This is a genomic window from Polaromonas sp. P3_B1, assembly GCF_056402935.1.
Genome location: NZ_JBFUGK010000001.1, coordinates 246,007 through 270,390, shown reverse-complemented (window position 1 = coordinate 270,390; position 24,384 = coordinate 246,007). Strand labels below are relative to the sequence as shown.

Here is a 24,384-nt window from a genome sequence, read left to right as displayed (position 1 = left end):
ATCAAATACCCAGTTAACCGCCCAGTGACGTCTTGAAGTTCGCCTTTTTAAGCAACGACTCATACTGTTGCGACATCATGTAGTTCTGTACCTGGGCCATGAAATCCATGGTCACCACGACAATAATCATCAACGACGTGCCGCCGAAATAGAAAGGCACGTTGTATTTCAAAATCAGAAACTCCGGCAGCAGACACACGAAAGTGATGTACACCGCACCTGCCAGCGTCAAGCGCACCAGGATTTTGTCAATGTAGCGGGCCGTCTGGTCCCCAGGCCGGATGCCGGGAATGAAAGCGCCGCTCTTCTTCAGGTTGTCCGCCGTCTCACGGCTGTTGAACACCAGGGCCGTGTAGAAGAAGCAGAAAAACACAATCGCGCTGGCATAGAGCATCACGTAGATCGGCTGGCCGGGCGTCAGCGTGCTGGCGATGTCCTTCAACCAGCGCATGCTTTCGCCGGCGCTGAACCAACCCACCACCGTTGCAGGCAACAAGATGATCGACGAAGCGAAGATCGGAGGGATCACACCCGCCATGTTCAGCTTCAGCGGCAAGTGCGATGACTGCCCACCGTAGACCTTGTTGCCCACCTGGCGCCGCGCGTAATTCACAAGAATCTTGCGCTGCCCGCGTTCCACGAACACCACGAAGTACGTCACCAACACGACGACCGCGACGATCACGATCGCCACCACGATGCTCATGGCGCCGGTACGAACCAGCTCCAGCAAACCACCCATCGCGTTCGGCAAGCCGGCTGCGATGCCTGCAAAGATCAGGATCGAAATACCGTTGCCCAGACCGCGTTCGGTGATCTGCTCGCCCAGCCACATGAGGAACATGGTGCCGGCCGTCAGGCTGAAAACAGCCGTCATGCGGAAACCAAAACCAGGTGCCAGAACCAGGCCCGGTGAGCTTTCCAGTGCCACGGCAATGCCCATGGACTGGAACAAGGCCAGGGCCAGCGTGCCGTAGCGCGTGTACTGGGTGATCTTGCGACGGCCGGCTTCACCCTCTTTTTTCATCTGCTCGAACGTCGGAACGACGTAGGTCATCAACTGCATGATGATCGAAGCCGAGATGTAGGGCATGATGCCCAGGGCAAACACGGTGAATCGCGACAGGGCACCGCCGGAGAACATATTGAACAGGTTCAGTATGCCGCCTTGCTGGCCCTTGAAAAGCTCTTTCAGCTGGCCAGGGTCAATCCCCGGCACCGGGATGTGCGCGCCAATGCGGTACACCACCAGGGCCAGCAGCAAAAACACAAGCCTGTTGCGCAAGTCACCGTACTTGCCGGTTTTCGCAATTTGAGCCGAGTTGGTTGCCACTGATTTATCCAGTCAGATATTAAGCGATGGAGCCGCCGGCGGCTTCGATGACAGCCTTGGCACCGGCCGTAGCGGAAATGCCGTTCAGCTTCACAGCCTTGGACAGTTCACCCGACTTGATGACCTTGACGTTCTTGGCGAGCTGGCCCACCAGGCCGGCCGTCTTCAGTGCCAGCAGATCCACTTCGGCCAAGCCGAGCTGCTCCAGCGCGCCGAGGGTGACCTCTGCGTTGAACTTCAGCAGGTGCGACTTGAAGCCGCGCTTGGGCAAGCGGCGCTGCATGGGCATTTGACCGCCCTCGAAGCCCACCTTGTGGTAGCCGCCCGCACGGGACTTCTGGCCCTTGTGGCCGCGACCCGACGTTTTACCCAGGCCGGAGCCGATGCCGCGGCCGACACGGCGCTTGGCATGTTTGGCGCCTTGGCCAGGCTTGATTCCGTTCAATTCCATGATGAGTCTCCGCTCAGACAATCTTGACCAGATAGCTGATCTTGTTGATCATGCCGCGCACTGCGGGCGTGTCCTGCAGTTCGCTGACGCTGTTGACGCCACGCAGGCCCAGACCGCGCACGGTGGCGCGATGCGATTCCTTGGTGCCAATCGGGCTGCGAACCAGCTGGACTTTGAGTTTGGTTTCTTTGGTCATTTCAATGCCGCCTTAACCGAAGATTTCTTCGACAGACTTGCCACGCTTGGCCGCGATTTCCGAAGCGGTCGTGGAGTTATTCAGTGCATCCATGGTGGCGCGCACCATGTTGTAGGGATTGCTCGAACCATGGCTCTTGGCCACGATGTCGGTAATGCCCATGACTTCGAAAACAGCGCGCATCGGGCCGCCGGCAATGATGCCGGTACCCTTGGGAGCCGGCGCCATCATGACGCTGGCCGCACCGTGGTGGCCGAACACATTGTGGTGAAGGGTGCCGTTCTTCAACGAGACCTTGGTCATGTTGCGACGCGCTTCTTCCATGGCCTTTTGCACGGCTGCTGGCACTTCTTTCGACTTGCCCTTGCCCATGCCGACGCGGCCGTCACCGTCACCAACCACCGTGAGCGCGGCGAAACCGAGGATACGGCCGCCCTTCACGACTTTGGTCACGCGGTTGACCGCGATCATTTTTTCCTTCAGACCATCGTCTGGAGCGTCGTTGTTCGATTTTGCTTGAAACTTAGCCATACTTAATTCCAGTCTGCTTAGAACTGCAAACCAGCTTCGCGAGCCGCATCAGCCAGCGCTTTGACGCGGCCGTGGTACGCAAAACCGGCGCGATCAAACGCCACTTTTTCTACACCTGCTGCTTTTGCCTTCTCGGCAATGCGCTTGCCAATGGCTTGCGCGGCAGCAACGTTTCCGCCTTTACCGGAGGCGCCGATTTCCTTGCGCACTTCGACTTCCGCGGTGGAAGCGGCAGCCAGAACCTTGGTGCCGTCGCCAGAGATAACGCTGGCGTAGATGTGCAGATTGGTGCGGTTGACGGTCAGACGGGCAACGCCTTGCGTGGCAATGCGGATGCGGGTCTGGCGTGAACGACGAAGGCGCTGCTCTTTTTTGGTCAACATGATGCAGCTCCTTATTTCTTCTTGGTTTCTTTGATCGTGATCTTCTCATCCGCATAACGGATGCCCTTGCCCTTGTAAGGCTCGGGAGGACGGACGGCGCGCACTTCGGCGGCGATCTGTCCCACACGCTGGCGGTCAGAACCCTTGATCACGACTTCGGTCGGGGTAGGCGTTTCGACCTTGATACCGGCCGGCATGTCCATCACCACCGGGTGGGAGTAACCCACCGTCAGGTTCAGCTTGGCGCCTTGGGCCTGGGCCTTGTAACCCACGCCGATCAGGCTGAGCTTCTTCTCGAAGCCCTTGGTCACGCCGGTCACCATGTTGTTCACGAGCTGGCGCATCGTGCCGCTCATGGCATTGGCTTCACGCGAATCGTTGGCCGGCTCAAAGGTCAGCTTGCCGGCATCGTTCTTGATGGTGACAAGCGCGTTCTGGGTCAGCGCCAGGGTGCCGAGGGCGCCCTTGACGTTGATCTGGTCGTTTTTCATGGCCACGTCCACGCCCTGAGGGACGGAGACCGGCATTTTTCCTACACGAGACATTTCAGTTTCTCCTCAATGCCGCCGTTAGGCCACGTAGCAAAGCACTTCACCACCGATACCGGTAGCGCGGGCTTTACGATCGGTCATGACGCCTTTCGGGGTCGTGACAATTGCCACACCAAGGCCGTTCATGACCTGGGGGATGGCGCCATGGCCTTTGTAGACGCGAAGGCCGGGGCGGCTGACGCGCTCGATACGCTCAATCACGGGGCGGCCTGCGTAATACTTCAGGGCGATTTCCAGCTGGGACTTGCCTTCGTCGGTCTTGACGGAGAAGCCATCGATGTAGCCCTCATCCTTCAGCACCTGCGCGATGGCAACTTTGACTTTCGACGACGGCACCAGCACAACGGCTTTTTCAACCATTTGTGCATTGCGGATGCGGGTCAACATGTCGGCGATAGGATCACTCATGCTCATTTTGTGGTTCTCCTATGCTTACCAGCTTGCCTTGGTGATACCAGGGATATCACCAGCAAAAGCCAACTCGCGAATCTTGGCGCGAGCCAGGCCGAATTGACGGAACGTACCGCGTGGGCGACCCGTGATCTCGCAGCGGTTGCGCTGGCGGGTCGGGTTGGCGTTGCGGGGCAACTTTTGCAGCTCAAGGCGGGCCAGGGCGCGCTCTTCATCGGAGCGCTTGGCGTCGTTGGACGTCGCCTTGAGTTCAGCGTATTTTTTGGCGAACTTGGCGGCGAGTTTTTCGCGCTTCAGTTCACGTTGCAGTAAAGCTTGTTTTGCCATGTCCCGCCTCAGTTCTTGAACGGAAAACGGAAAGCGGTGAGGAGCGCCTTGCACTCTTCATCGGTCTTTGCCGTGGTGGTGATGCTGATATTGAGACCGCGCAGGGCGTCAACCTTGTCGTACTCGATCTCAGGGAAAATGATCTGCTCTTTCACGCCGATGTTGTAGTTTCCGCGGCCGTCGAAGGCCCGGCCGGAAATACCGCGGAAGTCGCGCACGCGGGGCAGGGCCACGGTGACGAAACGATCGAGGAACTCATACATCTTCACGCCGCGCAGGGTCACCATGCAGCCGATGGGCAGGTCTTCGCGGATCTTGAAACCGGCGATAGCCTTCTTGGCCTTGGTCACGACGGGCTTCTGGCCGGCGATCTTGGTCATGTCGCCGACGGCGTTGTCCATGACCTTCTTGTCGGCGACAGCCTCGCTCACGCCCATGTTGAGCGTGATCTTGGTGATGCGGGGAACCTGCATGGGCGAGGTGTAGCCGAATTTTTCAACCAGGCTGGGGGCGATTTTTTCGCGGTACTGGGTTTGCAGGCGGGCCTGCAAAGCAGCTGGTGCGGGTGCGGTCTTTGCCATGTTATGCAACCTTGATTTCTTCGCCGCTGGACTTGAAGACGCGCACTTTCTTGCCGTCAGCCAGGAGCTTGATGCCAACGCGATCCGCCTTGCCGGTTGCGGCATTGAAGATTGCCACGTTCGACTGGTGAATCGGCATGCTTTTTTCGACGATGCCGCCGGTGGTGCCCTTGAGAGGGTTGGGCTTGGTGTGTTTTTTCACCAGGTTAATGCCCTCAACCACGACATGGCTGTCGTCTTTGCGCAGCGAAATCTTGCCGCGCTTGCCTTTGTCGCGACCGGCGATCACGATGATCTCGTCGCCCTTACGAATCTTGTTCATGGCGCGTCCTTACAGAACTTCAGGAGCCAGGGACACGATCTTCATGAACTTTTCAGTGCGCAGTTCGCGCGTCACTGGTCCGAAGATGCGGGTGCCGATAGGCTCCAGCTTGGCGTTAAGCAACACGGCTGCGTTGCCATCGAATTTGACGAGGGAGCCGTCACCGCGGCGGATGCCCTTGGCGGTGCGAACGACCACTGCGCTGTAAACCTCGCCTTTTTTGACGCGGCCACGCGGAGCGGCTTCTTTGATGCTCACCTTGATGACGTCACCAACGCTGGCGTACCGGCGCTTGGAGCCGCCCAGAACCTTGATGCACATCACGGACTTGGCACCCGTGTTGTCAGCAACATCGAGCTTGGATTGCGTTTGAATCATTTAAATGTGTTCCCAACTTGCACCGGAAGACAATCCCTTGGGATCGCCAGCCAATCAGTCTTGGGCCTGTCGTCCACACCGCAAACCACTTGCAATGCTTCCGTTAGGCAGAATTCCTCGCCTTTTTAGAGCGAAGCCCACGATTATCACTGAATCACCTGGCAGTGTCAACCGGCTGCTGTGAAAATATCCCAACAGCGCTTTTGCAGGCGGGCCTGGCGGCCCAGGAACCGCAAAGCCGCGGCTGGAACCGGCGCCCCCAAGAGAGTGAATTTCAGGGATGAAATCTAGCCTGGCATCAATACCAGAAAGAAAAGTCCGCTATAAAAAGCGGAGCGATTCAGAGCAGTACTTAGTCGGGCAGGCTCAGGTATTGGCCGCAAAGCGCCAAAAATGCGTCCAGCTGCGGATCCACCCCGTTTTCCTGCTGCAGCAGGACCGCCACTTCCGGCGCAAGGGTCCGGGCCAGCGCGGCGTCGAGGAACAGCAGCCGCGAACGCCTCGCCAGCACGTCTTCCACCGTGCGCGCATATTCATGGCGGGCGGCAAAACGCACCATGGCCTCCGTCAGGCCGCCGCCCAGCTCGCGCCCGGCGCCCGGCAGGCTCTCCAGGGAAGCCGCCTCGCTGCCATATAGATGAGGGCCGGGGGCCTCGCTGATCTTATGGCCCGAATTGTGAGCGCCAACTAACTTTAAATGCGCGGTGGTGCTGCCGGCCCGGGCGGGCAGCAGCGCCGCGCCAAAGCACTTGTCCAGTACGTCCTCCGCCATGGCGCGGTAAGTGGTCCATTTCCCGCCGGTCACCGTGACCAGGCCGCTTTTGCTGACCAGCACCGTGTGCTCACGCGACAGCGCCTGGGTGCTGCCGGCATCGTCGTCCGGCGGCTTGACCAGGGGCCGCAAGCCCACCCAGATGCTTTTGATGTCCGCCGGGCCCGGGGCGCGGCTCAGGTAACGCGCCGATTCGCGCAGGATGAAATCGACCTCTTCCCGGAAAGGCAATGGCTCGCGGGCCAGGTCGTGGCGCGGCGTGTCGGTGGTGCCCAAAATGGTTTTACCCAGCCAGGGCACGGCAAACAACACCCTGCCGTCGGCCGTCTTGGGCACCAGCAGGGCATGGTCGGTTGGCAGAAAGGAGCGGTCCACCACGATATGGACACCCTGGCTGGGCGCCACCATGGGCTTGGTGTCGCGGCCTATGGCCTGGCCGTCCTGCAGGCGCAGCTGGTCCACCCAGACGCCGGCCGCGTTCACCACGCAGTTCGCCCGGATCTCAAACGTGCGGCCGGTTTCCTGGTCGCGCGCATGCAGGCCGACCAGCTTGCCGCCTTCATGGATCAGGCCGGTGGCCGCGCAGTAATTGACCAGCAGCGCGCCCTGGCTTGCGGCCGTGCGGGCCAGCGCCAGCGCCAGCCGTGCATCGTCAAACTGGCCGTCCCAATACTTGACGCCGCCCTTGAGGTCCCGCGGCTGCACCGTCGGGAGGTAAGCCAGGGTTTCCTGGCGATTGAGGAATTCGGTCGCGCCCAGGCCGGCCTTGCCGGCCAGCGCGTCGTACATCTTGAGCCCTATGCCGTAAAAAGGCGCTTCCCAGAATTTGTAGGAAGGCATGACAAAAGGCAGCGGCTGCGCCAGGTGCGGCGCATTGGCCAGCAGGGTGGTGCGCTCGAGCAAAGCCTCGCGCACCAGCGAGATATTGCCCTGCGCGAGGTAGCGCACGCCGCCGTGCACCAGCTTGGTGGCGCGCGAGGAAGTGCCCTTGGCGAAATCATGCGACTCCACCAGCACCACGGAAAACCCGCGCGCGGCGGCGTCAAGCGCCACGCCCAAGCCTGTGGCACCGCCGCCAATGATGGCGACGTCATAGTGGCGAGGCGCGGCCAAGCTATCGATCAGATCCTGGCGCCGCGTTTGCGCAGGCGCGAATTCAGTTGTCATGGGCTTTGATTCCCGTTCCATTACAAACCCATTTTTCTAAGTGGCACTGAGCTTACCCCAGCGCTGTGGCGGCAAGCGCCGCCTGTGACCAGCAAGAAAAAACGGGCGGTGCGGCACATTGCGCCACACCGCCCCCACCCAATTGCTTAACGCACCTTGCCGTCTTTCCAGGCCTGCAGCAGCTTGTCGTAGTTGATGGTCTCGCCCTTGGGCTTTTCATTGGCCAGCTTGGCCCATGGCGCGCCCTTGTCGCTCAGCCATTTGGCCGGGTCGCTCTTGGGGTTGAGCTTGGGCGCGCAGTGGGCCATGCCGGCGCGCTCCAGGCGTCCCATCACCTGGTCCATCTCGTCGGCCAGGTTGTCCATCGCGCCTTGCGGCGTTTTTTCACCCGTCACAGCCTGGGCCACGTTTTTCCACCAGAGCTGCGCCAGCTTGGGGTAGTCGGGCACGTTGTTGCCGGTCGGCGTCCAGGCCACGCGGGCCGGGCTGCGGTAGAACTCGATCAGGCCGCCGTAGTTGGCGGCGTTCTTGGTGAAGTACTCGTGGTGGATGTCGCTGTCGCGGATGAAGGTCAGGCCCACCACCGATTTCTTGGCCGAAACCGTCTTGGAGGTGATGAACTGCGCATACAGCCAGGCGGCAGCGACCTTGTTGGCGTCATGGTCCTTGAAGAAGGTCCAGGAGCCCACGTCCTGGTAGCCGTTTTGCATGCCCTGCTTCCAGTAGGGGCCGTTGGGGCCGGGCGCCATGCGCCACTTCGGCGTGCCGTCGGCGTTCACCACAGGCAGGCCCTTCTTGGTCATGTCGGCGGTGAAGGCCGTGTACCAGAAGATCTGCTGGGCGATCTGCCCCTGGGCCGGCACCGGGCCGGCCTCGCCGAAGGTCATGCCGCTGGCCTCCTTGGGCGCGTACTTCTTCATCCAGTCCACATACTTGGTCAGCGCGTAAACCGCCGCTGGCGAATTGGTGGCGCCGCCGCGGGCCACCGAGGCGCCCACCGGCGTGCACTTGTCGGCTGCCACGCGAATGCCCCACTCGTCCACCGGCATGCCGTTGGGAATGCCCTTATCGGCGGTGCCGGCCATGGACAGCCAGGCGTCGGTAAAGCGCCAGCCCAGCGACGGGTCCTTCTTGCCGTAGTCCATGTGGCCGTAAATGGGCTTGCCGTCTATGGTTTTCACGTCGTTGGTGAAGAACTCGGCGATGTCCTCATAGGCGCTCCAGTTGAGCGGCACGCCAAGGTCGTAGCCGTATTTGGCCTTGAACTTGTCTTGCAGGTCTTTGCGCGCGAACAGGTCGGCGCGGAACCAGTACAGGTTGGCGAATTGCTGGTCGGGCAGTTGGTAGAGCTTGCCGTCGGGTGCCGTCGTGAAGCTGGTGCCGATGAAGTCCTTGAGGTCCAGGCCCGGGTTGGTGTATTCCTTGCCCGCGCCGGCCATGTAGTCGGACAGCGCCAGGATCTTGCCGTAGCGGTAGTGGGTGCCTATCAAGTCGGAGTCGGAGATCCAGCCGTCGTAAATCGACTTGCCCGACTGCATGGAAGTCTGCAGTTTTTCAACCACGTCGCCTTCCTGGATGATGTCGTGCTTGACCTTGATGCCGGTGATTTCCTCAAAGGCCTTGGCCAGCGTCTTGGATTCGTACTCATGGGTGGTGATGGTCTCGGACACCACCGAGATTTCCTTCACGCCCTTGGCTTGCAGCTTCTTGGCCGCGTCGATGAACCACTTCATCTCCGCCTGCTGCTTGTCCTTGGACAGCGTGGAAGGCTGGAATTCGCTGTCGATCCATTTCTTCGCCTCGGCCTCGCCGGCCCAGCCGGGGCTGGCCATGGCACACACCGCGGCCACTGCCAGTGCCGTATAACGCATCTTCATGACTTGTCTCCTCATTGGTTCACTCCCCGTGGTTGAAGGCTTGTTCGGCTCCGGGGAATATGAGCCGGATTCCTTTTCTCTGCACTTGTCTTTCCTGTCGCTTGCTAACCCTTGCGCATGATCACGGCGAGCAACACCATGGACAGCACAAAACTGATCCAGATCGAGGGGTCCGCCTCCAGCCCCAGCCAGCCGGCCAGCTTGCCGCTGATGCCGACAAAAATCAGGTTCACATAGGCCGCGCTGAGCAGGCCTATAAACAGCCGGTCGCCGCGCGTGGTTTCCAGCGGCAGGAAGCCGCGCCGCATCGTCGTCGGCGACTTGATCTCCCACACCGTCATGCCCACCAGCATCAGCACGATGCAGCTGAAAAAAACCGCCACCGGCGTCGTCCAGGCCATCCACTCAAACATCTGTCATCTCCTTCTAGACCCTGCCCATCGCGAAACCCTTCGCGATGTAATTGCGTACAAACCAGATCACGATGGCGCCCGGGACTATGGTCAGCACGCCGGCCGCGGCCAGCGTGGCCCAGTCCATGCCCGAGGCCGACACCGTGCGCGTCATGGTCGCGACGATGGGCTTGGCGTTGACGCTGGTCAGCGTGCGCGCCAACAGCAGTTCCACCCAGCTGAACATGAAGCAGAAAAACGCCGCCACGCCCACGCCGGCCTTGATCAGCGGCAGGAAGATGCGTACAAAAAAGCGAGGGAAAGAGTACCCGTCGATGTAGGCGGTTTCATCGATCTCGCGCGGAATGCCGCTCATGAAGCCTTCCAGGATCCACACCGCCAGCGGCACGTTGAACAGCAGGTGGGCCAGCGCCACCGCGATGTGGGTGTCCATCAGCCCCACGGTGGTGTAGAGCTGGAAGAAGGGCAGCAAAAACACCGCGGGCGGGGTCATGCGATTGGTCAGCAGCCAGAAGAACACATGCTTGTCGCCCAGGAAGCTGTAGCGCGAGAACGCATACGCGGCCGGCAAGGCCACGGTGATGGAGATCACCGTGTTGATGGCGACGTAGATCAGGCTGTTGATGTAGCCCGAATACCAGGACGGATCGGTGAAGATGGTCTTGTAGTTGTCCCAGGTGAATTGCTGGGGAAAGAAGGAAAAGCTCGACAAAATCTCGCTGTTGGTCTTGAAGCTCATGTTGACCATCCAGTAGATGGGCAGCAGCGCGAACAGGATGTAGGCGACGAGGAACAGCGTGCGCGCCTGGAATTTCGGTGTGTTCATTCCACGCCCTCCTTCTCTTGCGTGCCCACGCGCTGCATCCAGTTGTAGAGGATGAAGCACAGCAGCAGGATGATCAAAAAGTAAATCAGCGAGAAAGCCGCCGCCGGGCCCAGGTCGAACTGGCCGACGGCTTTTTGCGTGAGGTATTGGGACAGGAAGGTCGTGGCATTGCCCGGCCCGCCACCCGTGAGCACAAAGGGCTCGGTGTAGATCATGAAGCTGTCCATGAAACGCAGCAGCACGGCGATCATCAGCACGCCGCGCATTTTGGGCAGCTGGATGTAGCGAAACACCGCGAACTTGCTCGCGCCGTCAATGCGCGCGGCCTGGTAGTAGGCGTCCGGAATCGAACGCAGACCGGCGTAACCCAGCAGGGCCACCAGCGGCGTCCAGTGCCAGACATCCATCATCAGCACCGTGATCCAGGCGTGCGTGGCATTGCCGGTGTAACTGTAGTCAAAGCCCATCTTCTGCAGCATCGCGCCCAAGAGGCCTATGTCGGCCCGGCCGTAAATCTGCCAGATGGTGCCGACCACATTCCAGGGGATCAGCAAAGACAGCGCGACCAGCACCAGCACCAGCGAGGCCTTCCAGCCCTGCGCCGGCATGGACAACGCCAGCGCGATGCCCAGCGGGATCTCGACCGCCAGCACCGCCAGCGAGAAAGTCAGCTGGCGCCACAGCGCCGCATGCAAATCCTCGTCGCGCATGACCGACGCAAACCACTCGGTGCCGACAAACACGCGCCGCTCAGGCGAGATGATGTCCTGCACCGAATAGTTGACCACCGTCATCAGCGGCAGGATGGCGGAAAAGGCTACGCAGATGATGACCGGCAGCACCAGCAGCCAGGCCTTCTGGTTAACAGGCTTCGTCGTCGTGCTCATGCTTCCACCAGTTCGTCATTGAGGTACAGGCAGGTGTGTGTGCCCATGACCTGGAGCCAGACCTCTTCGCCGACCTGCGGTGCGCGGGAGGCGGGATTCAGGCGGGCTTTGAGGGTGTGCTCGCCGATGCGCGCCGTCAGCATCCAGTGCGTGCCTATGTCCTGCACCAGCGTGACGGTAAAGGGCAGCGCCGCCGGGTCGCCCGGCGCGGTCTTCACCACATACTCGGGGCGCACGCCCAGCTTGAGGTCGCCGTCGGGCATACCGCGCCCTGGCGGCAGGGCCAGCGGCCGGTCCGCGACGCGCAGCGCGCCGCCGGACACCGTGGCCGGCAGGAAATTCATGCCGGGCGAACCGATGAAATGGCCCACAAAGGTGTGACGGGGCCGCTCGAACAGCGCGTCGGCCGAGCCGGTCTGCACCGCGCGGCCGCGTGTCATCACCACCACTTCTTCGGCAAAGGTCAGCGCCTCGACCTGGTCGTGGGTGACGTAGATCAGGGTGAGCTTGAGCTCGTGGTGGATCTGCTTGAGCTTGCGCCGCAGCTGCCATTTGAGGTGCGGGTCAATCACCGTGAGCGGCTCGTCGAACAGCACGGCCGACACGTCGGGCCGCACCAGGCCGCGGCCCAGCGAGATTTTCTGCTTGGCGTCTGCCGCCAGCCCGGCCGCGCGCTGGTTGAGCTGGCCGCTCATGTCCAGCATCTCGGCGATCTCGCCCACGCGTTTTTTGATCTGCGCCTCGGGCACCTTGCGGTTGCGCAGCGGAAAGGCCAGGTTCTCGGCCACCGTCATGGTGTCGTAGATCACCGGGAACTGGAAAACCTGCGCGATGTTGCGCTGCTGCGGCGTCGCGCGCGTCACGTCCACGCCGTCGAACTTGACGCTGCCCTGCGAGGGCACCAGCAGGCCGGACATGATGTTGAGCATGGTGGTCTTGCCGCAGCCCGACGGGCCCAGCAGCGCGTACGCGCCGCCGTCGCGAAAACTCATGTTGAGCGGCAGCAGCGCGTAGTCGCTGTCTTCGCGCGGATTCGGCCGATAGGCGTGGGCCAGGTCCAGGTCAATGCGCGCCATGAGACCTCCGTGGAGCCAAAAGCAACGCGCCTTCGGCGTCAAAAACATAAACCTGCGCCGGATCCAGGTACAGGGTGACGGGCGCGCCCAGGTCAAAGTAGTGCACACCCGTGAGCTGCGCCACCAGCTCGCCCACGGCCGTCGCCACGTGGACAAAGGTGTCGGAACCGGATATCTCGGCCAGCTCGACCTTGCCGGGCAGCGCCACATCACCCTCTCTCGCCGTGACACGCAGCGCGCTGCCGCGAACCCCTGCCGTGAAGGAGGCCAGGCGCTGCGCCGGTGCGTCCGGCAGCTTCAGCGCCAGCGCCGGGCCACCCGCCAGCTGCAGGCCCTGGGCGGCGGGCAGCGCCGCGATCAGGTTCATGGGCGGGTCGCTGAAGGCCCGCGCCACGCGCAGCGACTGCGGCGCGTGGAAAACCTCGGCCGTCGGGCCGTACTGCAACAGCTCGCCGCCGTCCATCACGGCGGTGTAGCCGCCCAGCAGCAGGGCTTCGCCGGGCTCGGTGGTGGCATAAATGACCGTGGAGTCTCCCGCGGCGAACAGCTGGGTCAGCTCCTCGCGCAATTCCTCGCGCAGCTTGTAGTCGAGGTTGACCAGTGGCTCGTCCAGCAACATCAGCGGCGCGCCCTTGGCCAGCGCGCGCGCCAGGGCCACGCGCTGCTGCTGCCCGCCCGAGAGTTCGGCCGGGTAACGGTCCAGGAACATGTCGATGTGCAGGCGCTCGGCCAGGCCGCGCACCTTCTGCTCTATGTCTTTTTCGCCGCGCAGCTTGAGCGGCGAGGCAATGTTGTCGGCCACGCGCAGCGAGGGGTAGTTGATGAACTGCTGGTAGACCATGGCGACGTTGCGCTCGCGCACCGGCATGCCGGTCACGTCGGCCTGGTTGACCAGGACCTTGCCCTGCGTGGGCACGTCCAGGCCGGCCATGATGCGCATCAGGCTGGTCTTGCCGGCCTGCGTGGCGCCCAGCAATACCGTGACTTCGCCGCTGCGCGGCGCCAGGCTCATGTCGTAGAGCCATTGCTCGGCGCCGACTTTTTTGCTGATCTGGTCCAGGGACAGCTGCATCACGCCGCTCCCCCGCCCCGCAAGGGCTGGAACAGGCCGCCACACCCCCCGGCAGGGGCCAGGGCTGGCAAGAAATTTGAAACAGTCAACAAGAAAGCGTCTCCCGAGGATTTGTAGACAGAACCTGGATAAGTTCGGTTTTTTTCTATTTTTCTTCCTTTGTGATTGTTTTATCTAATTGTTTTCCCTTATCTGTTTCCTTTTGTTTCGATATAAAGTTTCCGCAAAGACATCCAGCTGTCATTCTTAGGTCCTTTTAATTCCCCGATTCCCTTAGATCCCCCCAGATTCCCCTCCCCGACTTGGACCCGCGTGAACTCCAATCCCAGGCAAATCAAGCTTCTTGACGTGGTCCGCGCCCACGGCTCGGCCTCCGTCGAGCAGCTTGCCGACAAGCTCAATGTGACCCTGCAGACCGTCAGGCGGGACGTGCAGCGCCTGTCCGAAGCCGGCTTGCTGACGCGCTTTCACGGCGGCGTGCGGGTGCCCACCTCCACCATTGAAAACATCGCGCACCGTCAGCGCGAAAGCCTGAATGCCGAAGGCAAGGCGCGCATCGCCGAGGCCGTTGCCAGGCGCATCCCCAACGATTGCTCGCTGATCCTGAACATCGGCACCACCACCGAAGCCGTCGCCAAGGCCTTGCTGAACCACAAGGGGCTGCGCGTGATTACCAACAACCTCAATGTGGCGGCCATCCTGTGCGGCAACACCGACTGCGAGGTCATCGTGGCCGGCGGCGTGGTGCGCGCGCGCGACCGCGGCATCGTGGGCGAGGCGGCGGTGGATTTCATGCGCCAGTTCCGTGTCGACATCGCCGTTATCGGCATTTCGGGCATAGAGCCTGACGGCTCGCTGCGCGACTTCGACTACCGCGAGGTCAAGGTCGCGCAGACCATCATCGAGCACGCCCGCGAGGTCTGGCTGGCCGCCGACAGCAGCAAATTCAACCGCCCGGCCATGGTCGAGCTGGCCAGGCTTTCACAAATCGACCGGCTGTTCACCGATATGCCGCCGCCCGACCCCTTCCCGGCCCTGCTGGAGGAAGCGGACGTGAGCTGCGAAGTGGCCCATCCTTGAGCACCGGGCAACAGCGGTTTTCATACACTCCAGCGCATGACCTACCTCCTCGCCCTTGACCAGGGAACCTCGAGTTCCCGCAGCATCGTGTTTGACGAACACGGCCACATCGTGGCCCTGGCGCAGCAGGAGCTGCCGCAGATCTACCCCCGGCCCGGCTGGGTCGAGCACGACTTGAATGAAATCTGGCGCACCCAGCTGGCCACGGCGCGCGAGGTGCTGGCCAAGGCGAACATCAAGGCCGGCGACATACGCGCGCTGGGCATCACCAACCAGCGCGAAACCACCGCCCTCTGGAACCGCAAGACCGGCCAGCCGGTGCACCACGCCATCGTCTGGCAGGACAGGCGCGCCGAAGCCACCTGCGCCGAATTGCGCGAGCAGGGCAAGGAAAAACTGATCCAGTCCAAGACCGGGCTGCTGATCGACGCTTACTTTTCCGGCACCAAGCTCAAATGGCTGCTCGACAACGTGCCCGGTGCGCGCGCGCAGGCCGAGCGCGGCGAACTGGCCTTCGGCACCATCGACAGCTGGCTGATGTGGCAGCTCACGGGCGGCGCGCTGCACGCCACCGACGTCAGCAATGCTTCACGCACCATGCTGTTCAATGTGCATACCAACCAGTGGGACGACGAGCTGCTGGCCTTGCTGGGCATCCCGGCCTCGCTGATGCCCCAGGTGCTGCCTTCCAGCGCGCACTATGGCGAAGTGCGGACCGACCTGCTGGGCCATGCGATTGCCATAGGCGGCGTCGCCGGCGACCAGCAAAGCGCCCTCTTCGGCCAGGCCTGTTTCAAGGCCGGCATGGCGAAAAACACCTACGGCACCGGCTGCTTCATGCTGATGCACACGGGCGGGCAGTTCCAGACCTCGCACAACGGCTTGCTGACCACCAGTGCGGCCCAGGCGACCCCACAAACCCAGTTCGCCATAGAGGGCAGCGTGTTTGTGGGCGGCGCCGTGGTGCAGTGGCTGCGCGACGGCCTGCATGCCATCAAGGGCAGCGCCGAAGTGCAGGCGCTGGCCGAAAGCGTGCCCGACTCGGGCGGCGTGATGATGGTGCCGGCCTTCACCGGACTGGGCGCGCCCTACTGGAAACCCGACGCGCGCGGCACCATCACCGGGCTCACGCGCGGCACCACGGTCGCCCACATCGCGCGCGCCGCGCTCGAAAGCATCGCTTACCAGAGCGCGGCCCTGTTGCAGGCCATGAGCCGCGACGCGGTCGGCGCCGGCGCCGCGCCCGTGGCCGAGCTGCGCGTGGACGGCGGGGCCTGCGTGAACGACCTGCTGATGCAATTCCAGGCCGACCTGCTGGGCATCCCGGTGATTCGCCCGGCCGTGATTGAAACCACTGCGCTGGGCGCCGCCTACCTGGCCGGATTGTCCAGCGGGGTGTACCGCAGCACCGAGGAACTCTCTGGCATGTGGCGCGCCGAGCGCAAGTTTTTGCCCACCCTGGGCGCGGACCGGGCGGCCGAGCTGATGGCGCGTTGGGAGCAGGCGGTGCGGCAGACCGTGCTGCAGTGAGCGCTGCCTGCGCCGCTGTCACATTTCCCACAGGGGCGGCCGCTAGACTGGCCGCATGAACACGTCCCCTTCGAAGCGCCGGCTCATCCTCGGCTCCGCTGCCGCCGCCGTGCTCAGCCTGGCCGGCTGCGTCGCACCGCCGCCAGTGGCCGCGCCCAGTCAGCCGCCCCGCGCGCGGCTGCGTCTGATCGGCGAATCCCGCATCGCACATCGCCTGCAGTTCCAAGGCAGCACCGTGGGTGGGCTGTCAGGCATGGACTATGACCCGGCCGGGGACCTTTATTACCTGATCAGCGACGACAGCTCCAGCATCAACCCCGCGCGCTTTTACACCGCGCGCATCGCGCTGGGCATGGAGAGCCTGGGCGAGCCCGAGCTGCTGGGCGTGACCACGCTGCGCCAGGCCGACGGCAGCCCCTATCCTTCGGCGCTGCGAGGCGGGCCGGTGCCCGACCCGGAAGCCATACGCTGGCGCGCGGCCAGCAACACCCTGCTGTGGACGAGCGAAGGCCATGCGCCCACGAACACCTCGCCCTGGCTGCGTGAGACACGGCCAGACGGCAGTTTTGTGCGCGAATTCGCCCTCCCGGCGATGTTCAATTTCCAGGCCGGCGCGGGGCCGCGCGGCAACCTCACGCTCGAAGGCCTGGCGCTGTCACCCGACGGCGGTACCGCCTGGATCGCGATGGAAAATGCTTTGCTGCAGGATGGCCCCATGCCCACCGTGCAGGCGCCGGGTGGCCCCTGCCGCTTCACCCAGATCGACCTCAGCAGCGGCAAGGCCCTGCGGCAGATTGCCTATCTGCCCGACGCCATCCCGCGCGCGCCCGTGCCTCCCACCGCCTTCGCCGACAACGGCGTGGCGGAAATCCTGATGCTGGACGCCGAGCGCATGCTGGTGCTGGAGCGGGCCTATGTGACGGGTTCGGGCAATTCGCTGCGCCTCTACCTGATCGACACCGGCCAGGCCAGCGACACGCTGGAGCTTCCCGCGCTGCGGCCAGGTGCTTACCGACCTGCCGGCAAAACCCTGCTGGCGGATTTTTCGGCCTTTACCGGTCCGGGCACCGGTCCACGGCTCAAACAGCTGGACAATACCGAAGGCATGAGCTGGGGCCCGGTGCTTCCGAACGGGCGCCGCAGCCTGATGTTCATCAGCGACGACAATTTCAGCGCCCGGCAAATCAGCCAGTGGCTGGCCTTTGAATTTTTGGACTGACAACGCATGACTTCCACTTCCCGCGCAAGCAACGAACACATCGCCTTCATAGGCGGCGGCAACATGGCCAGCGCCATCCTGGGCGGTCTGCTCAAGCAGGGGCTGCCGGCCGGCCAGATCCAGGTGATGGAACCTTTCGCCGAGCAGCGCGCCAAACTCACGCAACAATTCGGCGTGCAGGTCCACGAGGGCCCGGGCGCGTGGCTGGCCGCTGCCGGCCTGGTCGTCTGGGCCGTCAAGCCGCAGGTTTTCAAGGATGCGGCCCTGCAAACGCGATTTCACACCAAAACGGCCCTTCACCTGAGCGTGGCGGCAGGCGTGCGCTCGGGCAGCATCGCCCATTGGCTGGGCACCGAGCGCGTGGTGCGGGCCATGCCGAACACACCGGCGTTGGTCGGCAAGGGCATGACGGCCCTGTACGCCCGCGAGGCCGCCACCGGCGCCGACAAGCTGGCGATTGAAAAAGTGCTCAAGCCCACGGGCGACTTCCTGTGGCTGGCCGAAGAGGCCCAGCTCGATGCGGTGACCGCACTGTCGGGCTCGGGCCCGGCTTACGTGTTCTATTTCATTGAAGCCATGATTGAGGCCGGCACCGACATGGGCCTGCCCCTCGCCCAGGCACGCCAGCTCGCAATCGGCACTTTTGTGGGCGCCTCGGCCCTGGCGCAGGCTTCGGACGAACCGCCGCAGGAATTACGCGCGCGGGTCACCTCAAAAGGCGGGACCACTTACGCTGCGCTGACATCGATGGAGCAGGACCGCGTCAAGATGCAGTTCATGCGCGCCATCCACGCCGCCCGCCAGCGTGCCGCCGAGCTGGGCAACGAGTTCGGCGGCGCCTGAAAGACGCGTCAACCGCCCAGTTGCGGCAAACGTTGAACAGGGGCGTACGTGCAGCTTGTCTTGGTCCACGCACTGTGGGACACTCCCGGCGGCATTCGCTTTACAACTTTTCCAACATCCGGAGCTTCACATGAACAAACTTCTGTCTACCCTCATCAGCGCAGCCGTCCTCGCCATGCCCCTGGCCGTGATTTCCACGTCCGCATCGGCCCAGGCCGCCGCTCCCGCCGCCGCACCAGCGGCAGCGCCTGCACCGGCAGCAGCCCCTGAGAAAAAGGCCGCCGCTCCCGCCAAGGCAAAGGCCAAGAAGGCCAAGCGCAAGGCCAAGGCTAAAAAAGCCGCCGTCTAAGCAACACGCCGACGCAAAAAAGCCCGCTTCAAGCGGGCTTTTTTATGGGCGCCTTACCAGCCTTTAGGGCTTAGCGCCCCCAATAAGACAGGGCGATGCCCACAAAAACCGCAAAGCCCAGCCAGTGGTTGAGGCGAAAAGCCTTGAAGCAGTCGTCGCGCTCACGCTTGCGGATCAGCCAGCCATGCCACAAGGCCTGGAGCGCAGCTACCGCCATGGCGATCCAATAAAGCGGCGATTGCCCCACCGCATCGGCCAGGGCCCACGCCCAGACGACCAGGTAGGCGGCATAGCAAAGCATCACCGCGGCCACGTCAAAACGGCCCAGCGTGATGGCCGAGGTTTTCATGCCGATCTTGAGGTCGTCATCGCGGTCCACCATGGCGTATTCGGTGTCGTAAGCCACTACCCAGAACAGGTTGCCCACCAGCAGCACCCAGGCCAGCACAGGCACGCGCGACTGCACGGCTGCAAACGCCATCGGAATGCCAAAACTGAAGGCCACGCCCAGCACAGCCTGTGGCATGGACACATAACGCTTGGCAAAAGGGTAGGCCAGCGTGATCGCCAGCGCGGCAAACGACCAGGCGATGGTGGCGGCGTTGGTCGTCAGCACCAGGCCAAAGGCCAGCAAAGCCAGTACCGCGCCCACAATGAGCGCCTCCCGTACCGACATTGCGCCGCTGGTGACCGGGCGCTGTGCCGTGCGCTTGACGTGGCGGTCAAAGTCCCGGTCGGCCACGTCGTTGACGCAGCAACCCGCGCTGCGCATCAGGATGGTGCCAAGGGTAAACACCGCCACCAGGTGCCAGCCCGGAAAACCGTGCGAAGCCACCCACAGCGCCGACAGCGTGGGCCAGAGCAGCAGCAGCCAGCCCGCCGGACGGTTCCAGCGGATCAGCTGAAGGTAGAGGGCGAGCTTATTCTTCAAGCAGCGAACGCAGCATCCAGGCGGTCTGCTCATGCACGGTCAGACGCTGCGTCAGCAGGTCGGCCGTCGGTTCGTCACCGGCCTTGTCGGCCACCGGGAACAGCTCACGCGCGGTGCGTGCCACGGCTTCATGGCCTTGCACCAGGATGCGCACCATTTCGAGCGCCTTGGGCGGCACCACCGGTACATCGGGAATCGAGGCCAGCTTGCTGAACTGCGCATAAGAGCCCGGCGCGGGATGGCCCAGCGAGCGAATGCGTTCGGCGACCGGGTCGACCGCGGCCCAGAGCTCGGTGTACTGCGTCATGAACATCAGGTGCAGCGTGTTGAACATGGGTCCCGTGACGTTCCAGTGGAAGTTGTGGGTGGTGAGGTAGAGCGTATAGGTGTCGGCCAGCAGGCGGCTCAGGCCCTTGGCGATCGCCGCGCGATCTTTTTCACTGATGCCGATATTGATGGACGGTGCGGCTTTCCCGGGTTTGGCGGCGGGTTTGGCGGAAGACTTGGCCATGGATGTTTCCTTATGAAATTTCAGGGATTACTTTAACGAAATCAGGAAGCCGGCCGCAACAGCCGCCCTCAATAACCGTCATAGGGGAGATTCAAGACAGGCGCATGACGCCGGGCAGTTCGCAGGCGTAGATGGCATTGCGCAGCGCGGCGATGGCCTCGTAGCGCGTGAAGCTGCGCCGCCAGGCCAGTACAACCCGCCGGCTCGGCACGTCGCCTTCGAAGGGCAGGTATTTGATGAAGGAAGGCTGCTCGGCGGCCACGCCATTGCGTGCCGCGGCCGGCTTGCCTTTGGCGCCTTTTTTGGCGGGAGCCTGTTGCAGCAGTGCTTCCCTGGGCACCCCCAGGCGCGGGACCAGCGTGATGCCCATGCCCGCGGCCACCATGTGCTTGATGGTTTCCAGCGAGGAGCCTTCGAAGCTCTTGCGTATGCCCTCGGTGCTGCTGGAAAAGCGCGCGAACTCGGGGCAGACCTCGAGCACATGGTCGCGAAAGCAGTGGCCGTTGCCAAGCAGCAGCATGGTTTCCTTCTTGAGCTCCTCGGCCGTGATGCCCTCGCGCGCGGCCAGTGGATGCGCGCTGGGCACGGCCGCCATGAAGGGCTCGTCATAGAGCGGCGCAATCGCCAGGTTGGCGTCGGGAAAGGGTTCGGCCAGGATGGCGCAGTCGATTTCACCGGTGCGCAGCTCCTCAAGCAGTTTGACGGTGAAATTCTCCTGCAGCATCAGCGGCATTTGCGGCGTGTGCGCGATCGCCTGGCGCACCAGGTCGGGCAGCAGATAAGGGCCAATGGTGTAAATGACCCCCAGGCGCAGCGGACCGGACAGCGGGTCCTTGCCGCGCTTGGCGATCTCGCGGATGTTGTCGGCCTGCTCGAGCACGCTCTGCGCCTGCCGCACGATTTCTTCGCCCAGCGGCGTGACCGTGATTTCGTTGGCATTGCGCTCAAACAGCTTGACCTGCAACTCCTCTTCCAGCTTCTTGATGGCCACGCTGAGTGTGGGCTGAGAAACATGGCAGGCATCGGCGCCCTTGCCGAAATGCTTTTCCCGGGCAACGGCGACGATGTATTTGAGTTCGGTCAGCGTCATGGTCTTATTGTGCTGCTTTTCTCAATCGCCGTGCCACAGGAATGGCTCTCAAGCCTTCAAGTATTCGGCCTTGCCGCCCAGCCAGCGCAGAACGTGCCGGTGCGCGAGTTCGGTATGCCTGTCCAGCATGGTGGGCGCCAGGCCACGCGCCCAGGCCAACAACTCCGTGTCAGTGGACAGATCGGCAAACCGCAGCAAGGGCGCCCCCGATTGCCGCGCGCCCAGGAATTCACCCGGGCCGCGGATTTCCAGGTCGCGTCGGGCGATTTCGAAGCCGTCGTTGGTCTGTGCCATGGCCTTGAGGCGCTCGCGCGCCATTTCACCGAGCCGGGGCGCGTCGCCGGTCGAGTACAGCAGCACGCAGGCCGAAGCCGCCGCCCCGCGCCCGACCCGGCCGCGCAGCTGGTGCAGCTGGCTCAGGCCGAAACGCTCGGCATGCTCTATCACCATCAGCGAGGCATTGGGCACGTCGACGCCGACCTCGATCACCGTGGTGCTGACCAGCACACCCATCTGCCCGCCGGTGAACAGCGACATGACGGCCTTTTTTTCGGCCAGCGGCATGCGCGAATGCAGCAGGCCCACCATCACGCCGGGAAGGGCCACGCTCAGGGCTTCGTGGGTTTCGGTCGCATTGACCAGGTCGATGGACTCGCTTTCTTCGATCAGCGGGCACACCCAGTAGATCTGCCGCCCCTCTGCGAGCTGGCCGCGTATGCGGGCTATCACCTCGTCGCGCCGCGCGTCGCTGACCACCTTGGTGACGATGGGTGTGCGGCCGGGCGGCAATTCGTCGATGGTGGAAACGTCAAGGTCGGCGTAATAGCTCATGGCCAGGGTGCGCGGAATGGGCGTGGCGGTCATCATCAACAGGTGTGGTTCCTCGCCGCCTTCGGTCATCTTGCTGCGCAAGGCCAGGCGCTGCGCCACGCCGAAGCGGTGCTGCTCGTCGATGATGGCCAGCGCCAGGTTCTTGAACTTCACCTTGTCCTGGATCACCGCGTGTGTGCCCACCACCAGGCCGGCCTCCCCGCTTTCAATCATGGCCAGCATCTCGCGCCGCTCTTTAGCCTTCTGGCTGCCGGTCAGCCAGGCGGTCTTGATGCCCAGGGGTTCCAGCCAGCCAATCAGCTTGCGGAAATGCTGCTCGGCCAGGATTTCAGTGGGCGCCATCAGCGCGCATTGCCAGCCCGCGTCGATGCAGCGAGCCGCGGCCAGCGCCGCCACCACGGTCTTGCCGGCGCCCACGTCGCCCTGCAGCAGGCGGTGCATGGGGACGTTTTTCTTGAGGTCAGCCTCGATTTCGCCGCACACGCGCTGCTGGGCGGCCGTGAGCCGAAAGGGCAGGCGCTCCAGCAATTGTTCTTCCAGCGTGCATTGCGGGCCGCGCATGGCCGGGCCCACCAGTGCCGGCGCGCGCATGGCCGCGCGTATGCGCCTGGCCTGCAGCTGCGACAGCTGCTGGGCCAGCAGCTCCTCGGCCTTGAGGCGCTGCCAGGCCGGGTGGCTGCGGTCTTCCAGCGTGGTCAGAGAGGTATCCGGCGTCGGATGGTGCAAAAACCGCAGCGCCTCGCGCAAGCTCCACTGAAGCTGGGGCAGGCTCTGGTCCAGTGTTTCCGGGGGAATCGTCTCGCGCAGGTCGGCGCGGGCCAAGCCACTGAGGACCGCCTTGCGCAGGTAGTTTTGCGGCAGCGCCGCTACCGTGGGGTAGACCGGCGTCAGCGCACCGGGCAATTCGCCCTCGGCCAGCCTGAAGCTCGGGTGAATCATCTCGCGGCTGACAAAACCGCCGCGCACCTCACCGCGCACACGCACGCGCGCCCCCACGCTCAGCGTCTTCTGATGCGCGGGGTAAAAATTGAGGAAGCGCAGCGTGCAGGTGCCACTGCCGTCGTCCACAACGACACGCAGCTGGCGGCGCGGGCGGAAAGCGATGTCGCTGTGCGTCACCACGCCCTCGATCTGCGCCATGTCACCGTCGCGCGTGTCGGCCAGACGCACGATGCGGGTTTCGTCCTCGTAGCGCAGGGGCAGGTGCAGGGCCAGATCTATGTCACGTCGCAGGCCCAGCTTTTCGAGGGCTTTTTGCGCCGGCGACTTGGCCGGGGCTTTTTCGGGCTTGGCCTGGGGCGTGGCCGGTTCCCTGGCCAAAGCCTCGGGCGGGGCGGTTTTGCGGGCGGAGGCTCCAGGTGGCGGCATGGGACAATTGTGCCTTCATGAACATGAAGATGAAGCCCCATTTCAGCCTCAGCGATTTTGATTTCACGCTGCCCGAAGAACTCATAGCCCAGCACCCCGCCGCCCAGCGCAGCGCCTCGCGCCTGCTTGACGGACGCGCAAGTGCGCCGGTGGACCGGCGCTTCACCGAACTCCCGGGCCTGCTGCAAGCAGGCGACCTGCTGGTTTTCAACGACACCAAGGTGGTCAAGGCCCGCCTCTTCGGCCAGAAGGCCAGCGGCGGCAAGCTGGAGCTGCTGATCGAGCGGGTGCTGTCGCCGCACGCGGACGCCGGCCATGAGGTCGCCGCCCACATGAAGGTCAGCAAAAAGCCTCTGCCGGGCGCGATGCTGCAGATGGACGGCGGCTTCACCGCCACGCTGCTGGGGCGCTGGCCCGAAGAAAGCGGGCCGCTGTATCGCTTTCGCCTGAGCAGCGACCCCTATGCGCTGATGGCCCAGCACGGCCACGTGCCGCTGCCGCCTTACATCACCCATACCGATTCCGCCGAAGACGAGCAGCGCTACCAGACCGTGTTCGCCAAAAACCCCGGCGCGGTGGCGGCGCCCACGGCCGCGCTGCACTTCGACGAAGCCGTGCTGGCTGAGCTGGACGCTCGCGGCATACAGCGCGCCAGCGTGACCCTGCACGTGGGCGCGGGCACCTTCCAGCCCGTGAAGGCCGAGAACATCGCCGACCACACCATGCACTTCGAGCGCTTTGAGGTGCCCGTGGCGACGCGGGAGGCTATTGCCGCCTGCAAGGCCCGCGCAGGCCGCGTGGTGGCCGTGGGCACCACCACGGTCCGGGCGCTGGAGTCGCATGCCAAATTCGGCCCCGAGTGCAATGACACCAACATCTTCATCACGCCGGGCTTTGAGTTCGCCGTGGTCGACCTGCTGCTGACCAACTTTCACTTGCCCAAAAGCACGCTGATGATGCTGGTCAGCGCGTTTTCGGGCTACGAGCACATCATGGCGCTGTACCGGCATGCGATAGAGCAGCGATACCGCTTTTTCAGCTATGGCGATGCCATGCTGCTGGCACGGCAACTCTGAGG

Annotated in this window: 28 protein-coding genes; 6 read left to right on the top strand and 22 right to left on the bottom strand. The window is 63.3% G+C overall.

The window, feature by feature from the left end:
* Window positions 1–13 precede the first annotated feature (13 nt).
* The 18 genes from secY to AC1DXS_RS01185 form a co-directional block, all read right to left on the bottom strand.
* Window positions 14–1,333, bottom strand: a complete 1,320-nt coding sequence (gene secY / locus AC1DXS_RS01270) for a preprotein translocase subunit SecY (protein ID WP_477735776.1) — start codon at window positions 1,331–1,333, stop codon at window positions 14–16.
* Between the two features lie 19 nt (window positions 1,334–1,352).
* A complete protein-coding gene (gene rplO, locus AC1DXS_RS01265; protein WP_477735775.1) occupies window positions 1,353–1,784 on the bottom strand; it encodes a 50S ribosomal protein L15 in 432 nt (143 codons plus the stop codon).
* Between the two features lie 13 nt (window positions 1,785–1,797).
* On the bottom strand, window positions 1,798–1,980 hold the full coding sequence (rpmD, locus tag AC1DXS_RS01260; RefSeq protein WP_007869277.1) for a 50S ribosomal protein L30: 183 nt from the start codon (window positions 1,978–1,980) through the stop codon (window positions 1,798–1,800).
* A 12-nt stretch (window positions 1,981–1,992) separates the two neighbouring features.
* Window positions 1,993–2,511 (bottom strand): 30S ribosomal protein S5, encoded by a 519-nt coding sequence (gene rpsE / locus AC1DXS_RS01255; protein ID WP_036838811.1) that lies wholly within the window; start codon window positions 2,509–2,511, stop codon window positions 1,993–1,995.
* A gap of 17 nt (window positions 2,512–2,528) precedes the next feature.
* A complete protein-coding gene (gene rplR, locus AC1DXS_RS01250) occupies window positions 2,529–2,894 on the bottom strand; it encodes a 50S ribosomal protein L18 (RefSeq protein WP_007869273.1) in 366 nt (121 codons plus the stop codon).
* A gap of 11 nt (window positions 2,895–2,905) precedes the next feature.
* The gene (gene rplF, locus AC1DXS_RS01245; protein WP_413326987.1) at window positions 2,906–3,439 is read right to left on the bottom strand and encodes a 50S ribosomal protein L6; all 534 of its coding nucleotides are present in this window, start codon (window positions 3,437–3,439) and stop codon (window positions 2,906–2,908) included.
* A 24-nt stretch (window positions 3,440–3,463) separates the two neighbouring features.
* A complete protein-coding gene (rpsH, locus tag AC1DXS_RS01240; RefSeq protein WP_007869267.1) occupies window positions 3,464–3,859 on the bottom strand; it encodes a 30S ribosomal protein S8 in 396 nt (131 codons plus the stop codon).
* Between the two features lie 18 nt (window positions 3,860–3,877).
* Window positions 3,878–4,183, bottom strand: a complete 306-nt coding sequence (rpsN, locus tag AC1DXS_RS01235; RefSeq protein WP_092130237.1) for a 30S ribosomal protein S14 — start codon at window positions 4,181–4,183, stop codon at window positions 3,878–3,880.
* Between the two features lie 8 nt (window positions 4,184–4,191).
* Window positions 4,192–4,764: a 50S ribosomal protein L5 gene (gene rplE, locus AC1DXS_RS01230; protein WP_074579309.1), complete on the bottom strand. Its 573-nt coding sequence runs from the start codon at window positions 4,762–4,764 to the stop codon at window positions 4,192–4,194.
* Window position 4,765: 1 nt separating this feature from the next.
* Window positions 4,766–5,086: a 50S ribosomal protein L24 gene (gene rplX / locus AC1DXS_RS01225; protein WP_007869250.1), complete on the bottom strand. Its 321-nt coding sequence runs from the start codon at window positions 5,084–5,086 to the stop codon at window positions 4,766–4,768.
* Between the two features lie 9 nt (window positions 5,087–5,095).
* Window positions 5,096–5,464, bottom strand: coding sequence for a 50S ribosomal protein L14 (gene rplN, locus AC1DXS_RS01220; protein ID WP_007869247.1), 369 nt, complete (start codon window positions 5,462–5,464; stop codon window positions 5,096–5,098).
* 352 nt (window positions 5,465–5,816) lie between these two features.
* Window positions 5,817–7,403, bottom strand: a complete 1,587-nt coding sequence (locus AC1DXS_RS01215; RefSeq protein ID WP_477735774.1) for a glycerol-3-phosphate dehydrogenase/oxidase — start codon at window positions 7,401–7,403, stop codon at window positions 5,817–5,819.
* Between the two features lie 146 nt (window positions 7,404–7,549).
* Window positions 7,550–9,280: an ABC transporter substrate-binding protein gene (locus AC1DXS_RS01210; RefSeq protein WP_413326977.1), complete on the bottom strand. Its 1,731-nt coding sequence runs from the start codon at window positions 9,278–9,280 to the stop codon at window positions 7,550–7,552.
* Between the two features lie 104 nt (window positions 9,281–9,384).
* Window positions 9,385–9,693, bottom strand: a complete 309-nt coding sequence (locus AC1DXS_RS01205) for a DUF2160 domain-containing protein (protein WP_477735773.1) — start codon at window positions 9,691–9,693, stop codon at window positions 9,385–9,387.
* Between the two features lie 13 nt (window positions 9,694–9,706).
* A complete protein-coding gene (locus AC1DXS_RS01200; RefSeq protein WP_477735772.1) occupies window positions 9,707–10,519 on the bottom strand; it encodes a carbohydrate ABC transporter permease in 813 nt (270 codons plus the stop codon).
* A complete protein-coding gene (locus AC1DXS_RS01195) occupies window positions 10,516–11,406 on the bottom strand; it encodes a carbohydrate ABC transporter permease (RefSeq protein WP_413326971.1) in 891 nt (296 codons plus the stop codon). Before AC1DXS_RS01195 ends, AC1DXS_RS01200 begins: the two co-directional genes overlap by 4 nt.
* On the bottom strand, window positions 11,403–12,482 hold the full coding sequence (locus AC1DXS_RS01190; protein ID WP_477735771.1) for an ABC transporter ATP-binding protein: 1,080 nt from the start codon (window positions 12,480–12,482) through the stop codon (window positions 11,403–11,405). The genes AC1DXS_RS01195 and AC1DXS_RS01190 overlap by 4 nt, the downstream gene beginning before the upstream one ends.
* Entirely contained in the window at window positions 12,469–13,554 is a 1,086-nt protein-coding gene (locus AC1DXS_RS01185) for an ABC transporter ATP-binding protein (RefSeq protein ID WP_477735770.1), read from the bottom strand. Before AC1DXS_RS01185 ends, AC1DXS_RS01190 begins: the two co-directional genes overlap by 14 nt.
* A 312-nt stretch (window positions 13,555–13,866) precedes the next feature.
* Between AC1DXS_RS01185 and AC1DXS_RS01180 the strand changes: the two genes are divergently transcribed.
* From AC1DXS_RS01180 to AC1DXS_RS01160, 5 genes are all read left to right on the top strand, one after another.
* The gene (locus AC1DXS_RS01180) at window positions 13,867–14,634 is read left to right on the top strand and encodes a DeoR/GlpR family DNA-binding transcription regulator (RefSeq protein WP_477735769.1); all 768 of its coding nucleotides are present in this window, start codon (window positions 13,867–13,869) and stop codon (window positions 14,632–14,634) included.
* Window positions 14,635–14,670: 36 nt separating this feature from the next.
* Window positions 14,671–16,164, top strand: coding sequence for a glycerol kinase GlpK (gene glpK / locus AC1DXS_RS01175; protein WP_477735768.1), 1,494 nt, complete (start codon window positions 14,671–14,673; stop codon window positions 16,162–16,164).
* Between the two features lie 55 nt (window positions 16,165–16,219).
* Window positions 16,220–17,383, top strand: coding sequence for an esterase-like activity of phytase family protein (locus AC1DXS_RS01170; RefSeq protein ID WP_477735767.1), 1,164 nt, complete (start codon window positions 16,220–16,222; stop codon window positions 17,381–17,383).
* 6 nt (window positions 17,384–17,389) lie between these two features.
* The gene (proC, locus tag AC1DXS_RS01165; protein ID WP_477735766.1) at window positions 17,390–18,226 is read left to right on the top strand and encodes a pyrroline-5-carboxylate reductase; all 837 of its coding nucleotides are present in this window, start codon (window positions 17,390–17,392) and stop codon (window positions 18,224–18,226) included.
* A 130-nt stretch (window positions 18,227–18,356) separates the two neighbouring features.
* The gene (locus AC1DXS_RS01160; protein WP_477735765.1) at window positions 18,357–18,575 is read left to right on the top strand and encodes a hypothetical protein; all 219 of its coding nucleotides are present in this window, start codon (window positions 18,357–18,359) and stop codon (window positions 18,573–18,575) included.
* Window positions 18,576–18,645: 70 nt separating this feature from the next.
* Here the strand turns inward: AC1DXS_RS01160 and ubiA are convergent, their stop codons facing one another.
* From ubiA to recG, 4 genes are all read right to left on the bottom strand, one after another.
* Complete coding sequence (gene ubiA, locus AC1DXS_RS01155; RefSeq protein WP_477735764.1) at window positions 18,646–19,539, bottom strand: 4-hydroxybenzoate octaprenyltransferase; 894 nt, start codon at window positions 19,537–19,539, stop codon at window positions 18,646–18,648.
* Window positions 19,496–20,017: a Dps family protein gene (locus AC1DXS_RS01150; RefSeq protein WP_477735763.1), complete on the bottom strand. Its 522-nt coding sequence runs from the start codon at window positions 20,015–20,017 to the stop codon at window positions 19,496–19,498. Before AC1DXS_RS01150 ends, ubiA begins: the two co-directional genes overlap by 44 nt.
* A 91-nt stretch (window positions 20,018–20,108) precedes the next feature.
* Window positions 20,109–21,107 (bottom strand): LysR substrate-binding domain-containing protein, encoded by a 999-nt coding sequence (locus tag AC1DXS_RS01145; protein ID WP_477735762.1) that lies wholly within the window; start codon window positions 21,105–21,107, stop codon window positions 20,109–20,111.
* Between the two features lie 48 nt (window positions 21,108–21,155).
* A complete protein-coding gene (gene recG, locus AC1DXS_RS01140) occupies window positions 21,156–23,306 on the bottom strand; it encodes an ATP-dependent DNA helicase RecG (RefSeq protein ID WP_477735761.1) in 2,151 nt (716 codons plus the stop codon).
* Between the two features lie 29 nt (window positions 23,307–23,335).
* Here recG and queA point away from each other — a divergent pair, with 29 nt between their 5' ends.
* A complete protein-coding gene (gene queA, locus AC1DXS_RS01135; RefSeq protein ID WP_477735760.1) occupies window positions 23,336–24,382 on the top strand; it encodes a tRNA preQ1(34) S-adenosylmethionine ribosyltransferase-isomerase QueA in 1,047 nt (348 codons plus the stop codon).
* Window positions 24,383–24,384: the final 2 nt, after the last annotated feature.